Annotated in this window: 17 protein-coding genes; 7 read left to right on the top strand and 10 right to left on the bottom strand. The window is 57.4% G+C overall.

Annotation, left to right across the window (positions count from 1 at the left end; translation table 11 throughout):
- The first annotated feature begins 45 nt into the window (after positions 1-45).
- On the top strand, positions 46-1,290 hold the full coding sequence (gene mtr / locus O1721_RS00835; protein WP_006812114.1) for a tryptophan permease: 1,245 nt from the start codon (positions 46-48) through the stop codon (positions 1,288-1,290).
- Positions 1,291-1,379: 89 nt separating this feature from the next.
- Here mtr and O1721_RS00830 read toward each other — a convergent pair whose 3' ends face one another.
- The 3 genes from O1721_RS00830 to ubiU form a co-directional block, all read right to left on the bottom strand.
- On the bottom strand, positions 1,380-2,387 hold the full coding sequence (locus tag O1721_RS00830) for a luciferase-like monooxygenase (protein ID WP_006812112.1): 1,008 nt from the start codon (positions 2,385-2,387) through the stop codon (positions 1,380-1,382).
- A gap of 78 nt (positions 2,388-2,465) precedes the next feature.
- Complete coding sequence (locus tag O1721_RS00825; protein WP_023295495.1) at positions 2,466-3,344, bottom strand: U32 family peptidase; 879 nt, start codon at positions 3,342-3,344, stop codon at positions 2,466-2,468.
- 7 nt (positions 3,345-3,351) lie between these two features.
- Entirely contained in the window at positions 3,352-4,347 is a 996-nt protein-coding gene (gene ubiU, locus O1721_RS00820; protein ID WP_003861773.1) for a ubiquinone anaerobic biosynthesis protein UbiU, read from the bottom strand.
- 221 nt (positions 4,348-4,568) lie between these two features.
- Here ubiU and ubiT point away from each other — a divergent pair, with 221 nt between their 5' ends.
- Both ubiT and O1721_RS00810 read left to right on the top strand, forming a co-directional pair.
- On the top strand, positions 4,569-5,093 hold the full coding sequence (gene ubiT / locus O1721_RS00815; RefSeq protein WP_003861771.1) for a ubiquinone anaerobic biosynthesis accessory factor UbiT: 525 nt from the start codon (positions 4,569-4,571) through the stop codon (positions 5,091-5,093).
- Entirely contained in the window at positions 5,087-5,590 is a 504-nt protein-coding gene (locus O1721_RS00810) for a GNAT family N-acetyltransferase (protein ID WP_032649650.1), read from the top strand. Before ubiT ends, O1721_RS00810 begins: the two co-directional genes overlap by 7 nt.
- Here O1721_RS00810 and O1721_RS00805 read toward each other — a convergent pair.
- Positions 5,577-5,906: a GIY-YIG nuclease family protein gene (locus O1721_RS00805; RefSeq protein WP_003861768.1), complete on the bottom strand. Its 330-nt coding sequence runs from the start codon at positions 5,904-5,906 to the stop codon at positions 5,577-5,579. The genes O1721_RS00810 and O1721_RS00805 overlap by 14 nt on opposite strands.
- Before the next feature lie 14 nt (positions 5,907-5,920).
- Here O1721_RS00805 and O1721_RS00800 point away from each other — a divergent pair, with 14 nt between their 5' ends.
- Entirely contained in the window at positions 5,921-6,355 is a 435-nt protein-coding gene (locus tag O1721_RS00800; protein WP_015571966.1) for a YhbP family protein, read from the top strand.
- On the opposite strand, the gene O1721_RS00795 is transcribed toward O1721_RS00800, so the two are convergent.
- Positions 6,335-6,853, bottom strand: a complete 519-nt coding sequence (locus tag O1721_RS00795) for a type 1 glutamine amidotransferase domain-containing protein (protein ID WP_015571965.1) — start codon at positions 6,851-6,853, stop codon at positions 6,335-6,337. The two genes, O1721_RS00800 and O1721_RS00795, sit on opposite strands and share 21 nt — an antisense overlap.
- 128 nt (positions 6,854-6,981) lie before the next feature.
- Between O1721_RS00795 and O1721_RS00790 the strand changes: the two genes are divergently transcribed.
- On the top strand, positions 6,982-7,626 hold the full coding sequence (locus O1721_RS00790; protein ID WP_023304489.1) for an NAD(P)H-binding protein: 645 nt from the start codon (positions 6,982-6,984) through the stop codon (positions 7,624-7,626).
- Positions 7,627-7,666: 40 nt separating this feature from the next.
- Positions 7,667-8,704 (top strand): permease, encoded by a 1,038-nt coding sequence (locus O1721_RS00785; RefSeq protein WP_032649648.1) that lies wholly within the window; start codon positions 7,667-7,669, stop codon positions 8,702-8,704.
- Between the two features lie 50 nt (positions 8,705-8,754).
- Here O1721_RS00785 and dolP read toward each other — a convergent pair whose 3' ends face one another.
- The 4 genes from dolP to O1721_RS00765 are packed head-to-tail and all read right to left on the bottom strand — an operon-like array spanning position 8,755 to position 12,443.
- On the bottom strand, positions 8,755-9,330 hold the full coding sequence (gene dolP, locus O1721_RS00780) for a division/outer membrane stress-associated lipid-binding lipoprotein (RefSeq protein WP_006812102.1): 576 nt from the start codon (positions 9,328-9,330) through the stop codon (positions 8,755-8,757).
- A 9-nt stretch (positions 9,331-9,339) separates the two neighbouring features.
- A complete protein-coding gene (gene diaA, locus O1721_RS00775; protein WP_003861754.1) occupies positions 9,340-9,930 on the bottom strand; it encodes a DnaA initiator-associating protein DiaA in 591 nt (196 codons plus the stop codon).
- A gap of 21 nt (positions 9,931-9,951) precedes the next feature.
- A complete protein-coding gene (locus O1721_RS00770) occupies positions 9,952-10,347 on the bottom strand; it encodes a YraN family protein (RefSeq protein ID WP_017382447.1) in 396 nt (131 codons plus the stop codon).
- Positions 10,305-12,443: a penicillin-binding protein activator gene (locus O1721_RS00765; RefSeq protein ID WP_032649645.1), complete on the bottom strand. Its 2,139-nt coding sequence runs from the start codon at positions 12,441-12,443 to the stop codon at positions 10,305-10,307. Before O1721_RS00765 ends, O1721_RS00770 begins: the two co-directional genes overlap by 43 nt.
- A gap of 61 nt (positions 12,444-12,504) precedes the next feature.
- Here O1721_RS00765 and rsmI point away from each other — a divergent pair, with 61 nt between their 5' ends.
- Complete coding sequence (gene rsmI / locus O1721_RS00760) at positions 12,505-13,368, top strand: 16S rRNA (cytidine(1402)-2'-O)-methyltransferase (protein WP_000809144.1); 864 nt, start codon at positions 12,505-12,507, stop codon at positions 13,366-13,368.
- A 67-nt stretch (positions 13,369-13,435) separates the two neighbouring features.
- Here rsmI and O1721_RS00755 read toward each other — a convergent pair whose 3' ends face one another.
- Positions 13,436-15,325 (bottom strand): alpha-galactosidase, encoded by a 1,890-nt coding sequence (locus O1721_RS00755; protein WP_015571963.1) that lies wholly within the window; start codon positions 15,323-15,325, stop codon positions 13,436-13,438.
- Positions 15,326-15,327 lie beyond the last annotated feature (2 nt).

The raw sequence follows: 15,327 nt of genomic DNA, 5'->3' as shown, positions 1-15,327 counted from the left end.
CACACTAAAATGCAGAACCACATTTTTCACTGGAGATAAGGCCGCATGGCAACACTAACCACCACCCAAACGTCACCTTCGCTGCTTGGCGGCGTGGTGATCATCGGCGGAACCATCATTGGTGCCGGGATGTTTTCCCTGCCTGTGGTCATGTCCGGTGCGTGGTTCTTCTGGTCGCTGGCGGCGCTGGTTTTCACCTGGTTCTGCATGCTCCATTCCGGGCTGATGATCCTTGAAGCAAACCTGAACTACCGCATTGGCTCCAGCTTCGACACCATCACCCGGGATCTGTTGGGCAAAGGCTGGAACCTGGTGAACGGGCTGTCCATCGCGTTTGTACTCTATATCCTGACCTACGCGTACATTTCAGCGAGCGGGTCGATTCTGCATCACACCTTCTCAGAGATGTCGCTGAACGTTCCGGCGCGTCTGGCGGGTCTCTGCTTCGCGCTGGGCGTGGCGTTTATCGTCTGGATGAGCACCAAAGCGGTCAGCCGCATGACGGCGATCGTGCTGGGCGCAAAGGTCATCACCTTCTTTCTGACCTTCGGCAGCCTGCTGGGGCACGTCACGCCAGCCACGTTGTTTAACGTTGCCGAAGTGAACACCTCCTACACGCCGTACCTGCTGATGACGCTGCCATTCTGTCTGGCGTCGTTCGGCTACCACGGCAACGTACCGAGCCTGATGAAGTACTACGGCAAGGATCCGCGCACCATCGTGAAATGCCTGGTTTACGGCACGCTGCTGGCGCTGGGGCTGTATGTTATCTGGCTGCTGGGAACGATGGGTAACATCCCGCGTCCGGAATTTATCGGCATTGCGCAGAAGGGTGGTAACATTGATGTGCTGGTACAGGCGCTGAGCGGCGTGCTGAACAGCCGCAGTCTGGATCTGCTTCTGGTGGTCTTCTCGAACTTTGCGGTGGCGAGTTCATTCCTCGGCGTGACGCTGGGCCTGTTTGACTATCTGGCGGATCTGTTTGGTTTTGATGACTCTGCGATGGGGCGCTTCAAAACCGCGCTGTTGACCTTCCTGCCGCCGATTGTGGGCGGCCTGCTGTGGCCGAACGGCTTCCTGTACGCCATCGGCTATGCAGGACTGGCGGCCACCATCTGGGCGGCGATTGTACCGGCGCTGCTGGCGCGCAAATCACGTAAGCGCTTCGGCAGCCCGAAATTCCGCGTCTGGGGCGGAAAACCGATGATTGCGCTGATTCTGGTATTTGGTATCGGCAACGCGGTGGTCCACGTGCTGTCGAGTTTTAATCTGTTGCCGGTATATCAGTAAGTTTTTGTGCCGGATGGCGGCTACGCCTTATCCGGCCTACGCGATCCCGTAGGCCCGGTAAGCGAAGCGCCACCGGGCAAAGCAAAAAACTACCCCACCAACTCCTCTTTCACCTGCATCGCCAAATCAAACGAATGCAGACGCGCCTGGTGATCGAAAATCTGGCCGTTAACCATAATCTCATCCGCCTGCGTTTCACGCAGCACCGCCTCCAGCCCGTGACGCACTTTCGCCTTATCACCCACCAGCGACATACTCAGAGCCTGCTGCACGCCATACTGCTCGGAGGCCGACCACAGCTGATGCATATTCTCTACCGGCGGTGGAAGCTGGCCCGTCTCACCGCGACGCAGCTTCACAAATGCCTGCTGCATAGAGGTAAACAGGAATTCCGCGTCGCGGTTGCTGTCGGCGGCAATGATATTGATACACACCATCGCATACGGCTTCTCCAGACGTTCAGACGGTTTGAAGTGCGTACGATAAAGATGCAGCGCCTGATGCAGCATATCCGGCGCGAAGTGGGAAGCGAACGCGAACGGCAGCCCCAGCTGAGCGGCGAGCTGCGCGCTGTACAGGCTTGAGCCTAACAGCCATACCGGGATCTTTTCCCCGTACCCCGGCACAGGACGCACGTGCGGGTTCGGATCCCGCGCATCAAACCAGTCCACCAGCTCGGCCACATCGCGCGGGAAGTTATCGATATCGCCGCTCATATGGCGACGCAGGGCGCGCATGGTCGGCTGGTCGCTGCCCGGCGCGCGGCCAAGCCCTAGATCAATACGGCCCGGATAAAGGGTATTCAGCGTCCCGAACTGCTCGGCAATCACCAGCGGGGCGTGGTTCGGCAGCATCACACCGCCGGAGCCCAGGTGCAGAGTGGTGGTATTCGCCGCCAGATAGCCAATCAGCACCGAGGTGGCGGCGCTGGCGATGCCCACCATATTGTGGTGCTCCGCCAGCCAGTAGCGGTGATAGCCGCGCTTTTCGGCAAGCTGAGCAAGATCGAGAGAGTGCGTGAAGGCTTCTCTGGCCGAGGAGCCTTGTGGGATCGGCGCCAGATCCAGCACCGAAAACGGAATGGTTTTGTCAGTCATAACAGCTCACTTTGTCGACGGTCAATCTTTAATACTGCATTAAAAAATGATAACCGTTGTTAACAAAGTGAGCCTTTTTTACGCCTGCAATTCCAGCCCGGCGAGACGTCGCCAGTAACCGTTGCAGTCGCTGTTTGCGGTCAACGGTAGCGGCGAGGCGCCGTTTTCGTTGGCGCGGAAGGCGTCCAGCATCGCGAAAACACCGGTATCAAGCGGCGAAAGACGCACCATATCCACCAGCCCGTGCATTGACGCCAGTTCGTTGCCGAGGTTATAGACGTAACCGCTCATGGTCTGAATGCCGTTGAGGACAAACACCTGCTGGTTCTCCTGCGACAGCATACTGCGGCCGTTCGGGTACTTAATGCAGCAGGTTTCGCACTCGTCTTTCGGGCGATCTTCGGAACGTGCGGTGAAGCAGCGGGCAGAGTAGGCCAGCGGCAGATGCCCATAGCTCAGGACTTCCACTTCAAACTTGTTGCGAATGCCCAGCTCTTCGCACTGTGTGAGCAGGTTGGCCAGCCAGTCGCGGGAGAGCTCAACCGGCATGCACCAGCGGGTCATCCCCTGTTTGAGCAACAGGCGCAGGGTCACGGCGTTATAGCAGTTCAGCGCATGTCCGGCGACAAACGGCAGCTTACGCTCGGCGCACAGGTTTACCACGCCCAGGTCGCTCGCCTCCAGCAGGAACTCACCGTTTTCGACGTAGCGCTTCAGCTCGCCCAGTTCAGAGGACGCCTGCACCAGCGCCAGCGTCGAGAGCACCACCTGCTTGCCGCTGCCGGCCAGGTTTTTCGCCATATCCAGCCAGTCGCCCACTTTGGTGGCGCGGCGCTTGCTGCACACCGCTTCGCCGAGGTAAATCACATCGGCGCTGCTGTTAGCCGCCTGCTGGTAAAAATCTTCCAGCGTCTCTTTTGGCCAGTAGTAAAGCACCGGCCCTAATGAATATTTCATGATTATCTCACTGCCATTTACGGTGGTACGCGCCGAGCGTAGTTTGGGTGCCTTCAGACATCGCGCCGAGCGTCTCCATCCAGGCCGCTTGTGGAGCATAGTTTTGCGGGTCCGCCATGCAGCGGTCGATGGCCTGACGCCACACCTTCGCCACCTGGCTCACGTAGGCCGGGCTGCGCTGGCGGCCTTCGATTTTCACCGAGGCAATATTGGCGGCCAGCAGTTCCGGCAGCAATTCCAGCGTGTTGAGGCTTGTGGGCTCCTCCAGCGCGTGGTAGCGCTCGCCGTCCACCAGATAGCGGCCCTTACACAGTGTCGGATACCCCGCGTTTTCACCGTCCTGATAGCGGTCAATTAACACGTCATTCAGGCGTGACTCCAGTCCCTGCGGCGTTTGCTGCCAGCGAACGAAGCGGGCAGGCGAGCAGGCGCCGACGGTATTTGGCGATTCCCCGGTGAGATAGGAAGAAAGATAGCAGCGGCCTTCGGCCATGATGCACAGGCTGCCGAAGGCAAAAACCTCCAGCGGCACTGGCGTGACGCGCGCCAGTTGCTTAACCTGATGAATAGAGAGCACGCGCGGCAGCACCACGCGGGCTACGTCAAAGTGTCGATGATAAAAACGCACGGCCTCTTCATTGGTGGCCGATGCCTGAACAGAGACGTGGCGCTCAATATGCGGATAACGTTCTGCCGCATACTCAAGCATGGCGAGGTCGGCCAGGATCAGCGCATCGGCGCCCAGCTGGGCCGCCATATCCACGGCGCGCTGCCAGCGGGCATAGCCATCAGGATGGGCAAAGGTATTGATGGCGATGTGCAGTTTGCGCCGGTGCTGGTGAACGAAGTTAACGGCTTCCTGAAGCTTTTTCTCCGTAAAGTTAAGACCCGCAAAATGGCGGGCGTTGGTATCATCTTTCAGCCCGATATAGACCGCATCGGCCCCATTTTCGATGGCCGCCTTAAGCGCCGGAAGGTTTCCGGCAGGGCAGAGCAGCTCCATAATTTATCCCGATGTTGTCGATCGCAGGGATCGTAAAAAATGTTAACGAGCTGGGATTTTAATTAACCCATACGCGACAATTTTTGATTTAAGGCAGCTAATGGCGTATTGATGGCACCAATAATGAGGTATACCGGACAACGGTTTGTTGATTTACGCCGCTATCTTCTTGTCGGGATATGGCAAAATAGCAGGACTATAGCTATCAGGGAGTAAAGCTCGTGCTGGATAAACTGCGTTCACGTCTCGTACAATTTGGTCCATCAATGCTGAGCGTGCCGGTAAAACTGGCGCCGTTCGCGCTTAAACGCCAGGTGCTGGAACAGGTACTGAGCTGGCAGTTCCGCCAGGCGCTACAGGACGGTGAGCTGGAGTTTCTGGAAGGCCGCTGGTTAAAGATTGAAGTGCGCGATATCGGGTTGCGCTGGTTTACTTCCGTTGAGAACGATCGGCTGATCGTCCGTGAAACCGCCGAGGCGGATGTCAGCTTTAGCGCGGATGCCAGCGATCTGCTGATGATCGCCGCGCGCAAACAGGATCCGGACACCCTCTTCTTCCAGCGTCGTCTGGTGATTGAAGGCGACACGGAGCTCGGTCTGTACGTCAAAAATTTAATGGATGCCATTGAGCTGGAGCAGATGCCGAAAGCGCTGCGTATGATGTTGATGCAAATGGCAGATTTCGTTGAGGCCGGGCTAAAAACCCCGCCGGACAGTAAACACACTTCAGTAGGTGAGCCATGCTGATTCGAGTCGAAATTGGGATTGATGCGCCGGGTATCGATGCGTTGTTACGCCGCTCTTTTGCAGGCGACGCCGAAGCCCAACTGGTTCACGATCTTCGCGAAGATGGCCTGATTACGCTGGGCCTGGTTGCCACCGACGATGAAGGGCAGGTGGTCGGCTACGTGGCCTTCAGCCCGGTGATTGTGCAGGGTGAAGAGTTACAGTGGGTCGGCATGGCGCCGCTGGCGGTGGATGAAAACTACCGTGGCCAGGGCCTGGCGCGCCAGCTGGTCTATGAAGGGCTGGATTCACTGAATGAATTTGGCTATGCCGCTGTCGTCGTTCTGGGCGATCCGGCGTTCTACGAACGTTTAGGTTTTGAGCCAGCGTCCAGATACGATCTGCGCTGCCACTGGCCGGGCACGGAAACGTCTTTCCTGGTGCATCCTCTGGCGGATGATGCGCTCGACGGCGTTACCGGTCTGGTGGAGTACCACGATCATTTCAATCGTTTTTAAGCAGGCTTTCGCGTAGCGCCTCGAAAGAGCCGTCCCCGTTGACGAGACGCTCTTTCTGGCGCTTCGTCAGCTGCTTGATGCGGTATTCCAGCCTGAGCGCCAGGGATCTGTCGCCCACGGCGGCTGAAAACGCTAACTGAAGTTCACCTTTCCCCCGCAGCGCCTTCGCCCCTTTCCCCGTTTGATGTTGTAAAAAACGCCGTGCCACATCGGTAGTGATCCCGGTGTAGAGTGCGTTATCAGCGGTTCGGACAAGATAGAGAAACCAGCACACGGTAAACAGATTCAGTATGTTAAGGTGAACGCACCATAGCATGAGAGAGAGCGAAAATGGAAACACTGGCCGCCATTAACCGCTGGCTGGCAAAGCAGCATGTCGTGACCTGGTGCGTCTGTAAAGACGAGGAGATGTGGTGCGCAAATGCCTTTTATTACTACGATCCCGAGCGCGTGGCCTTTTACGTGATGAGCGAAGATAAAACGCGGCATGCGCAGATGACGGGCCAGCGGGCAAAAGTGGCGGGCACGGTAAACGGTCAGCCTAAAACCGTTGCGCTGATCCGCGGGGTCCAGTTTAAAGGCGAAATTCGTCGCCTGGAAGGTGAGGAGAGCGACGCGCAACGTAAACGCTATACGCGCCGCTTCCCGGTGGCCGCGGCACTAAAAGCCCCGGTGTGGGAAATCCGCCTTGATGAGCTGAAATTTACCGACAACACCCTGGGCTTTGGCAAGAAGCTGCACTGGTTACGCGCCGAGCAGGCGTAGCGCTTCACGGTTAAACGCTGGCAGATCGTCCGGTGTACGGCTGGTGATCAGCTGATCGTTATCGTTCACCACTTCCTGATCGTAGAACTCGGCTCCCGCGTTTTTCAGATCGATAACGATCGGCTTCACCGCGGTGAGCTTACGCCCGCGTACCACCTCGGCGCTGATCAGCAGCTGCGGACCGTGGCAAATGGCAAATACCGGTTTACCGGTGCCGACGAAGTCACGGGTAAAGGTGACGAAACGCTCGTCTCCGCGCAGGGAATCCGGTGAATGACCGCCCGGTAACAGCAGGGCGTCGAAATCCGACGGGCTGACGTTATCAATGGATTCGTCAATGGTCACGCTGGCTTCGCCCTTATGGCCCTTCACGGTTTTACCCGCTTCTTTCTCGATGGTGACCACCTCGTGGCCCGCCTTGCGGAATGCCTCTGCTGGCGACGTAAATTCTGAATCTTCAAACTCGTCGGTAATCAAGACTGCGATTTTTTTACCCATGCTTCCTCCGTTGTTTTCGCTTCAGACTGTTTTTTTCCCGTTTGTGGTAAATACTTACCGGTAACAGACTTTTAAGTGTGGTAGAGCAGGCCCAGAACGCAAACGGACAATTCTGTAAAGGGGATAAGATGAGTCAGGTACTGATTACCGGCGCAACCGGGCTGGTGGGTGGACATCTGCTGCGGCTGCTGATCCAGGATCGGCATATCAATTATATCGCCGCCCCGACGCGTCGCCCGCTGTTGGATATCACCGGCGTCTATAACCCGCACGATCCACAGCTCACCGACGCGCTGGCGCAGGTGCAGGATCCCATTGATATCGCCTTTTGCTGCCTTGGCACCACCCGACGGGAAGCGGGTAGTAAAGAAGCTTTTGTCCATGCGGATTACACACTGGTGGTGGATACCGCCCTGACGGCGAAAAAGCTGGGCGCAAAACATTTCCTGGTGGTCAGCGCGCACGGCGCGAACGCAGGCTCGCCGTTTTTTTACAACCAGGTGAAGGGCAAAATGGAAGAGGCGTTAATCGCGCAGAAATGGGAGCGCCTGACCATCGCGCGACCTTCCATGCTGATGGGGCACCGTGACGAACGTCGTTTTAACGAGTCTTTTTTCGCTCCGCTGTTTCGCATTCTGCCGGGTAACTGGAAGTCCATCGAGGCACGGGATGTCGCGCTGGCGATGCTAAAAGAGGCGCTGGCTCCGTCGCAGGAGGGGGTTAATATTATCCCTTCGGCAAAACTGCGTGAAATCGCGCAGGGCGAGGCGTAAACTTCCCCGGCTTATTAAATAACACCTTCCGGGGAATGGTATGACTGGTCAGTCTTCATCTCAGGCGGCAACACCTGTTCAGTGGTGGAAGCCCGCACTCTTCTTTCTCGTGGTCATCATTGGCCTCTGGTATGTGAAATGGCAGCCGTACTACGGTAAAGCCTTCACCGCCGCCGACACCCACAGCATCGGTAAATCGATTCTCGCGCAGGCCGATTCCAGCCCGCTACGCGCGGCGTGGGATTACGCCATGGTCTATTTTCTTGCCGTCTGGAAAGCGGCGGTATTGGGCGTATTGCTGGGCTCGCTGATTCAGGTACTTATCCCGCGTAACTGGCTGGTGAAAACCCTGGGACAGCCGCGCTTGCAGGGCACGCTGCTGGGGACGATTTTCTCCCTGCCGGGCATGATGTGCTCCTGCTGCGCCGCACCGGTGGCGGCGGGTATGCGCCGACAGCGTGTGTCGATGGGCGGCGCGCTTGCCTTCTGGATGGGTAACCCCCTGCTGAACCCGGCAACGCTGGTGTTTATGGGCTTCGTTCTCGGCTGGCATTTTGCGTTTATCCGTCTGGCGGCTGGCCTGCTGACGGTGGTGCTTGTCGCTACGCTGGTGCAGCACCTGGTGAAAGACAACGAGGCCGGGCCTGCCTCCGTTGAGCTGGACGTCAGCGAGCCGCAGGGCAGTTTCTTAGCTCGCTGGGGCAAAGCGCTGTGGCAGCTTTTCTGGAGCACCATTCCGGTCTATATCCTGGCCGTACTGGTGCTGGGGGCAGCGCGTGTCTGGCTGTTCCCGCATGCGGATGGCGCTATCGACAACACGCTGATGTGGGTGATTGCGATGGCGGTGGCCGGGTGCCTGTTTGTGATCCCAACCGCGGCGGAGATCCCGATTATTCAGACCATGATGATGGCCGGTATGGGGACCGCACCGGCGCTGGCGCTGCTCATCACGCTGCCGGCGGTGAGCCTGCCGTCGCTTATCATGCTGCGTAAGTCATTCCCGGCGAAAGCGCTGTGGCTGACTGCGGGGCTGGTGGCGTTAAGCGGAGTGATTGTGGGGAGTATGGCGCTTGTGTGAAAAAAAGCCCGGTGGCGCTAGCGCTTACCGGGCCTGTAGCCAGGTGGGAATTACTTAATGTAAGTAAAGGCGGTGGTGACGTGTTTCACGCCGCTCACCCGGCTGGCGATATCCGCTGCCGCTTTCCCTTCACGTTCCGTCACCAGACCCAGCAGGAACACTTCGCCGTTCTCCGTGGTCACTTTCACGTTTGAGGATTTTACCTGGTCGGTACCCAGCAGTTGGGAACGCACTTTGGTGGTGATCCAGGTATCAGATGACGCGGTGCCGAGACCAATCGGCTGGCCTTGGCGGATCTCGTTAAACACTTCCGCCGTGCCTTCCACACCCATCGCGATCTGTTTGGCGCGCGAGGCGAGTTCAGGATTTGGCGCCTGGCCTGCCAGCAGCACTTTGCCCTGATAAGCCGTCACGTTGATGCGTGCTTCCTTCTTGATCTGTTCGTCTTTCGACAGCGCACTGTTTACGCGCAGCTCAAGCGTACCGTCATCCACCTGCGTCCCAACGGTGCGCGGATCGGTCGCTGCTTTGGTGCCGACCGCTGCGGTGCCGACTACAGCGGCAGCGATGCATCCCTGAAGCAGTAATGCAGACATCACGACTGCAAGGGCCGATAAAACCTTCATGAGAACTCCTTAATCATCCTGGTGAGGGAAAAGCGTGTTATCGATCAGATCGCATAAGCAGTTCACCGTGAGCATATGCATCTCCTGGATGCGGGCGCTACGGTGCGAAGGAATGCGGATCTCCACATCCTGCGGCCCCAGCAGGCCAGCCAGCTCTCCGCCGTCGTAACCGGTCAGGGCGACAATCGTCATATCCCGGGTCACGGCCGCTTCAACCGCTTTAACGATATCCCGGCTGTTACCGCGCGTGGAGATCGCCAGCAGCACGTCTCCGGCATGGCCTAAGGCGCGCACCTGCTTGGCGTAGATTTCGTCATGCAGACGATCGTTGGCAATCGCAGTTAAGACCACGTTATCGGTGTTTAGTGCAATGGCAGGTAAACTCGGGCGCTCGGTTTCGAAGCGATTGATCATGCTGGCAGCAAAATGCTGTGCGTTGGCGGCGGACGTGCCATTGCCACAACAGAGGATTTTGTTGCCGTTGAGCAGCGACTGAACCAGCGTCATCGCTGCACGCGAGATCGCGTCCGGGAGGGCTTCCGCCGCGGCAATCTGCGTTTGAATGCTTTCTGTGAAGCACACTTTAATTCGTTCGAGCACGGTATCCCTTTAAAATCTTATTTATGCGTCTTCGCCAAACGCGTTTTTAAGCCAGTCGATCGCATTTCCGGTGAAGGCTACCACATCGAAACGGCAATCCACAGTATCAAAACTCCCATTATGGCGGGCAAGCCACAAGTGGGCAGTCTGTAATAATTTTTGTTGTTTGGCGAGCGTCACGCTGGCGGCAGCACCGCCAAAACGGGACGACTGTCGGAAGCGAACTTCAACAAACACGATGGTCTGACCGTCTTTCATGATCAGGTCAATCTCGCCGCCGCGCCCGCGAACGTTGGCGGCGACAAAGCGCAGTCCTTTGCCTTCAAGCCAGCGTCGCGCCTTTAACTCCCACGCGTCGCCGGTCTGTTTACGGCTTAACTGGCCGGGACAATCTGCCCCTGCTGGTATTTGAGCCATGATAACTTCCTGTTAATCACACAATCCTGATCGGCGGTCAGATCGCCGGTATTCCCGTTAAGCTCGAAGCCCGGTACCTGACGCATCTGGGTGAAGTGGTTTGCCAGCGCCCAGGCATCGACGCCCATCGCGTACAGACGCGCCAGGGAATAGTCATTGCGCACCGCGCCCAGCGCCTGCTGCATCAACTGCGGGTTGCTGCCTGCCAGCATGGGGATCTCGCTGTATTGCAGTCCTTCCATTTCCAGACGGAAATCCGGGCCTGCGGTACCCTGTGCGCTGCGTGAGCTGGCGTAGAGCGTTGCACCGCTCTGGCTGCCGTTACGCATGGCGATCATCGGTTTGATAAAGGCGATCTCTTCCGGCGTAGCGACGATGTACGCCGAATCCACTTTACCGCCGCCGCTGATTTGCGCGTCGGTAGGTGGTGCCGGGATCGTCAGACCGCCGATGGTGACGCTCTGCTGCTGCGGCAGGCTGGCGGATACCGGGCTACCGTTGAGGGCAATACCTGCCCCGCCGTTCACGCCCGCTCTCAGTTCGGAAGCTGAGCCAAATTTCTGCTGCAACACCACGCCACCGCCAAGGGTCTGCCACTCTTGCGCAAACGCGTTGGCAACGCGATCGCCCAGCGTGCTGCGTGGGATCAGCAGCAGCGGCGCCTGCTTGCCCTGCTCGTGAATATGGCGGGCCGCATCGCGGGCTTCATCCTCCGGAGAGAGGGCGAAGTAACAGATATTGGCGCGGTTCTGAACCTGCTCAGGCTGATTAAGCGCCAGCACGTTCAGCGTGGTGTTGCTCTTCATCAGCGCTTCCACGTTGTTTTTCAACAGCGGGCCGACAACGATGCTGGCCCCGTCCTGCTGAACCTGCGCCAGCACCTGGTCAAGCGGCTGGGCGCTGGTGTCGTAGATTTTCAACTCTGCACCAGGATTAGCGCTGGTGGTGGCCACAGCCTGCGGCTGGGTTGCTGGCTGCTGTTCCGGCTGCGCGGTTTGCGGCTGAGGTTGTTCTGCCGTCGCGGGCGCCGGTGTTTCAGCCGGGGCCTGTGTTGCCGCAGGCGCTGGGGTAGCAGGCTGCGTCGTTGGGGCGGTAACCGGATTCTGCATGGTGCCCTGCGCAGGGGTTTGCGCGGTGGTCAGGTCGCTGGTTTCGGCGGCGGACGGGCTGACAACGTCATTCACATTCGCCGCCTGTGCAGCCTGCGCCGGAACCGCGCTGCCGCTGACGGCGGTGGTGCCGTTTTTCGCGGCTTCAAAACCTTGCTGAATGGCGCGACCAAACACCGCAGCCTGACCGTTTAACGGCAGCAGCAGGGCGATTTTGCTGGTGGAGGCGGGCTTAAAGTTTTGCACGTTCACCAGCTGCGTTGGCAGCATTTTCGCTCCCGGGTTTTGCGGGTAACGCTTTTGCCAGTCGGTAATGCCAGCTTTCAGCATGTTCGGATCGCTGCGGTTGTTGAACCACATCTGTTGCAGATCCAGCCAGCCTTGCAGGACATTTTCATCGGCGTTGATTACCAGCGCCTTGGCCTGATCCTGGGTCATGGAGGCGAGCGCCTGCCAGGTTGCGTCAATATTTTTTTGCTTGTCCGCACCCGCGAGCAGAGGCTCCTGGGCAATCAGCGCGCGGAGTAGCGTCAGGGAAGGGCGACCCTGCTCAGCGGTGATACCGGCCTGCCAGAAACGGGCCTGCTGGTTTTTATGCAGCGTGCTGAGATCGATGGTGCCGAGGATCTTCTTCGCGCCGTCGTAATCTTTTTGCGCGACCTTCAGTTCTGCCGACAGCAGCGTCTGCTCATGGCGCTGAGTGTCGTTAAGATCCTGCGGCAGCTGGCTGAACAGCTCGGCGGCCTGCTGGGTTTTCCCTTCTTTCAGCAGTGCACGAATGGCGAGTAATTGCCAGTTGATCCTGGTATCATTTGTACTCTGCGACATTTGTTGCAGATAAAAGCCGGAATCAGCCTGAGCGGATCCCTGCATATGAGCAGTGCTCTGGTCAGGTGCCTGGGTGCCGCAGCCGGTAAAGATCAGGGCTGCCAGCAGGAGGGGCACGCTGTGCGCGGCTTTTTTTCGAAGAAACGTTAACGGTACCATACTGTATCCAGTGATTTTTTTACGCAATGCTCAATATTAAATCGGCAATACGGACGAAACAATGAAACAACACGAAACGGCAGATAATTCTCAAGGCCAGCTTTATATTGTACCTACTCCTATCGGGAATTTGTCTGATATTACCCAACGTGCGCTCACCGTATTGCAAGCTGTTGATTTAATTGCGGCTGAAGACACCCGTCATACCGGTTTACTGCTACAACACTTTGCCATCAACGCCCGTTTGTTTGCCCTGCACGATCACAATGAGCAACAAAAAGCCGAAACGCTGGTGGCGAAGCTTAAAGAAGGGCAGAACATCGCGCTGGTCTCCGATGCGGGAACGCCGCTGATCAACGATCCGGGCTACCATCTGGTACGCACCTGCCGGGAAGCTGGCATCCGCGTTGTGCCGCTGCCGGGGCCGTGCGCGGCGATTGCGGCGTTAAGCGCTGCGGGTCTGCCGTCCGATCGTTTCTGCTACGAAGGTTTCCTGCCAGCTAAATCCAAAGGTCGCCGCGATGTATTAAAGGATCTGGAAGCCGAACCGCGTACGTTGATCTTCTACGAATCCACTCACCGTCTGCTGGAAAGCCTGGAGGATATGGTGACCGTCTGGGGCGAAGGGCGCTACGTGGTGCTGGCGCGCGAGCTGACCAAAACGTGGGAAACCATTCACGGTGCGCCGGTCGGCGAACTGCTGGCGTGGGTGAAAGAAGACGAAAACCGCCGCAAGGGCGAAATGGTGCTGATTGTCGAAGGCCACAAAGCGCAGGAAGACGCTCTGCCTGCCGATGCGCTGCGTACGCTGGCCCTGCTACAGGCTGAACTTCCTCTGAAAAAAGCGGCGGCGCTGGCGGCGGAGATCCACGGCGTGAAGAAAAATGCGCTGTATAAATATGCGCTGGAGCAGCAGGGGGAGTAAGACCCTGCCGCCTGTTTTGCCGGGTGGCGGCTTCGCCTTACCCGGCCTACACCGTGTCAAAGCCTCACTATTTCTCCGGCATCGCCTCAAACACCAGCGTTTCCAGCGGTTGCAGCGTAATCACCACAGCGTTTTTATACTCCTCTGGTACGGTCGAATTACTGCCGTACACGGCTTTCAGGGTAAACTGCGAACGCTCTCCTGCCGGGATCTCAAAATCTTTGGTTAAATCCAGGAAGTAACGTTGCGGCTTATCCGATGGGTTGCGTAAGCCAAAAATCGCTTTGTCTTTACTCCATGAGGCCCAGCCGTAAACCTCAAGCGAAGTTGGGTCACCGCCAATCCAGTGAGTATCCACCAGCACGCTGGCATTCTCACGCGACCATTTCGCCGCCTGCGCCAGGGTATCCCACTTCGCCTTATTCAGCATGGACGGCGTGATGTACAGCTCCTGAAGCTGAGTTCCGGTTGCGAAGTAGCTCCAGACCTGATCGGCAAAATCGCTGTCTGTTTGCACTTTCTCGAGTCCATAGTAAGCGTTCTCTGCGCTGACGATCCCGTGGTACATCAGTGAGTTAAGCGGGAACAGCGGACCTTTACGCACGATGGATCGCCAGGTTTCGGCATCGCGGTAGGTCATCCACTGCTGCACTGGCGTGCCGGGGCCGTACAGGTTGATATCATCGCCCTGACGCCAGATTGAATCAGCATAGAACAGCCAGGACGGGCTGGCGTCGGTGCCGGTGGTCAGGTTGATAAACAGGTTCGGATTTGCGCTGCGCATGTTGTGCAGCAGGGCAATGGACGCGTCAAAATCCGATGCAAATGGGCTGCCCTTGATATGCGAATTGGCGTTACCCATTCCGTCGAGCTTGAACGAGGTAATATGCTCGTTTTTGATCAGCTTGATGATCTGATCGTTAAAGTTTTTAAAATAGTTCGGCCCTGACAGCGCCAGCTTGCCGTCTACGGTTTCGAAACCATACTCTTTTGCATGCGAGACGCGAATATCGCGCGGCTTGTTGTAACCGCCCCACGGTGAAAGCCACAGCCCAACCGAGCTATGCAGGCTGTCGGCTTTTTCCCTGACTTTGCCAAAACCGTTGCTGAATGCCGGGCCAAACAGCCAGCGTCCGGTGCGATCGTCCCAGCCATCGTCCAGCAGGAACGCGTCCAGCGCCACCCCGCGTCCGGCAATAAATTCTTTATTCCATTCGTCCATCCGCCCAATGACATCCTGCTCGGAGTAAGGGGTAAAGAAGCCGATGTCCATCCAGCTGTTGTAGTGCAGGTAAGGCTTATAAGGCCGCGGACGCACGGCATCGATAAACTGGTTTACGCTGCGGCGCAGCTGATTAGTTTCCGGGAAAGTGCCGAACCAGGTGGTAAAACTAACCGGTGTCTCAGGCAGAATTGGCGTTTTCAGCTCCACGTTGAGGTTCGTGGTGGCTTCATAAGCGTAAGTATTCACAATCGGTTTGTCTGGCAGGATGAAGAACGAGTCGGCCACGATTGGCGAGCTGTTAATCGCCCCGTCAACGTAAGGTGCCTGAGACTGCTTCTTCGTCGGGAAGAAGGTAATTTTCGCTACGTCCCGCGGCTGCCCGACGGCGGCGATGGTGTAGCCAATGCTGGCGTATTTTCCCTTCACCAGGTTCAGTTTCACCGTTACGATAAAATCCGGATGCGTAAAGTCGATGACTATCGCATTGTCCTGCTTTTCGACGTGCTTGATTTTGAAATCAGCGGTGTGGATTTTTGTTTCATCCGGTAGCGTCAGAAAGAACAACTCCTGGGGCGTGAGTGGATGGTTAGCTTTGCTGTCCGTTACCACTACCGTTGCGTTTGCATCATCAAACGAAAGGGCAATATTGTCGTTACTGAGTGCGTAGTTTGCTGCCGCCGCACCATGAGAAACACAGAGAGTCAGCAGCGAGAGAGTGAGCATTTTTTTCATCG

It is taken from the genome of Enterobacter cloacae complex sp. HYC033_NIDB, from assembly GCF_056673335.1.
The sequence above is the reverse complement of the archived record's forward strand: the minus strand, read 5'-3'. Positions and strand labels throughout refer to the sequence as shown.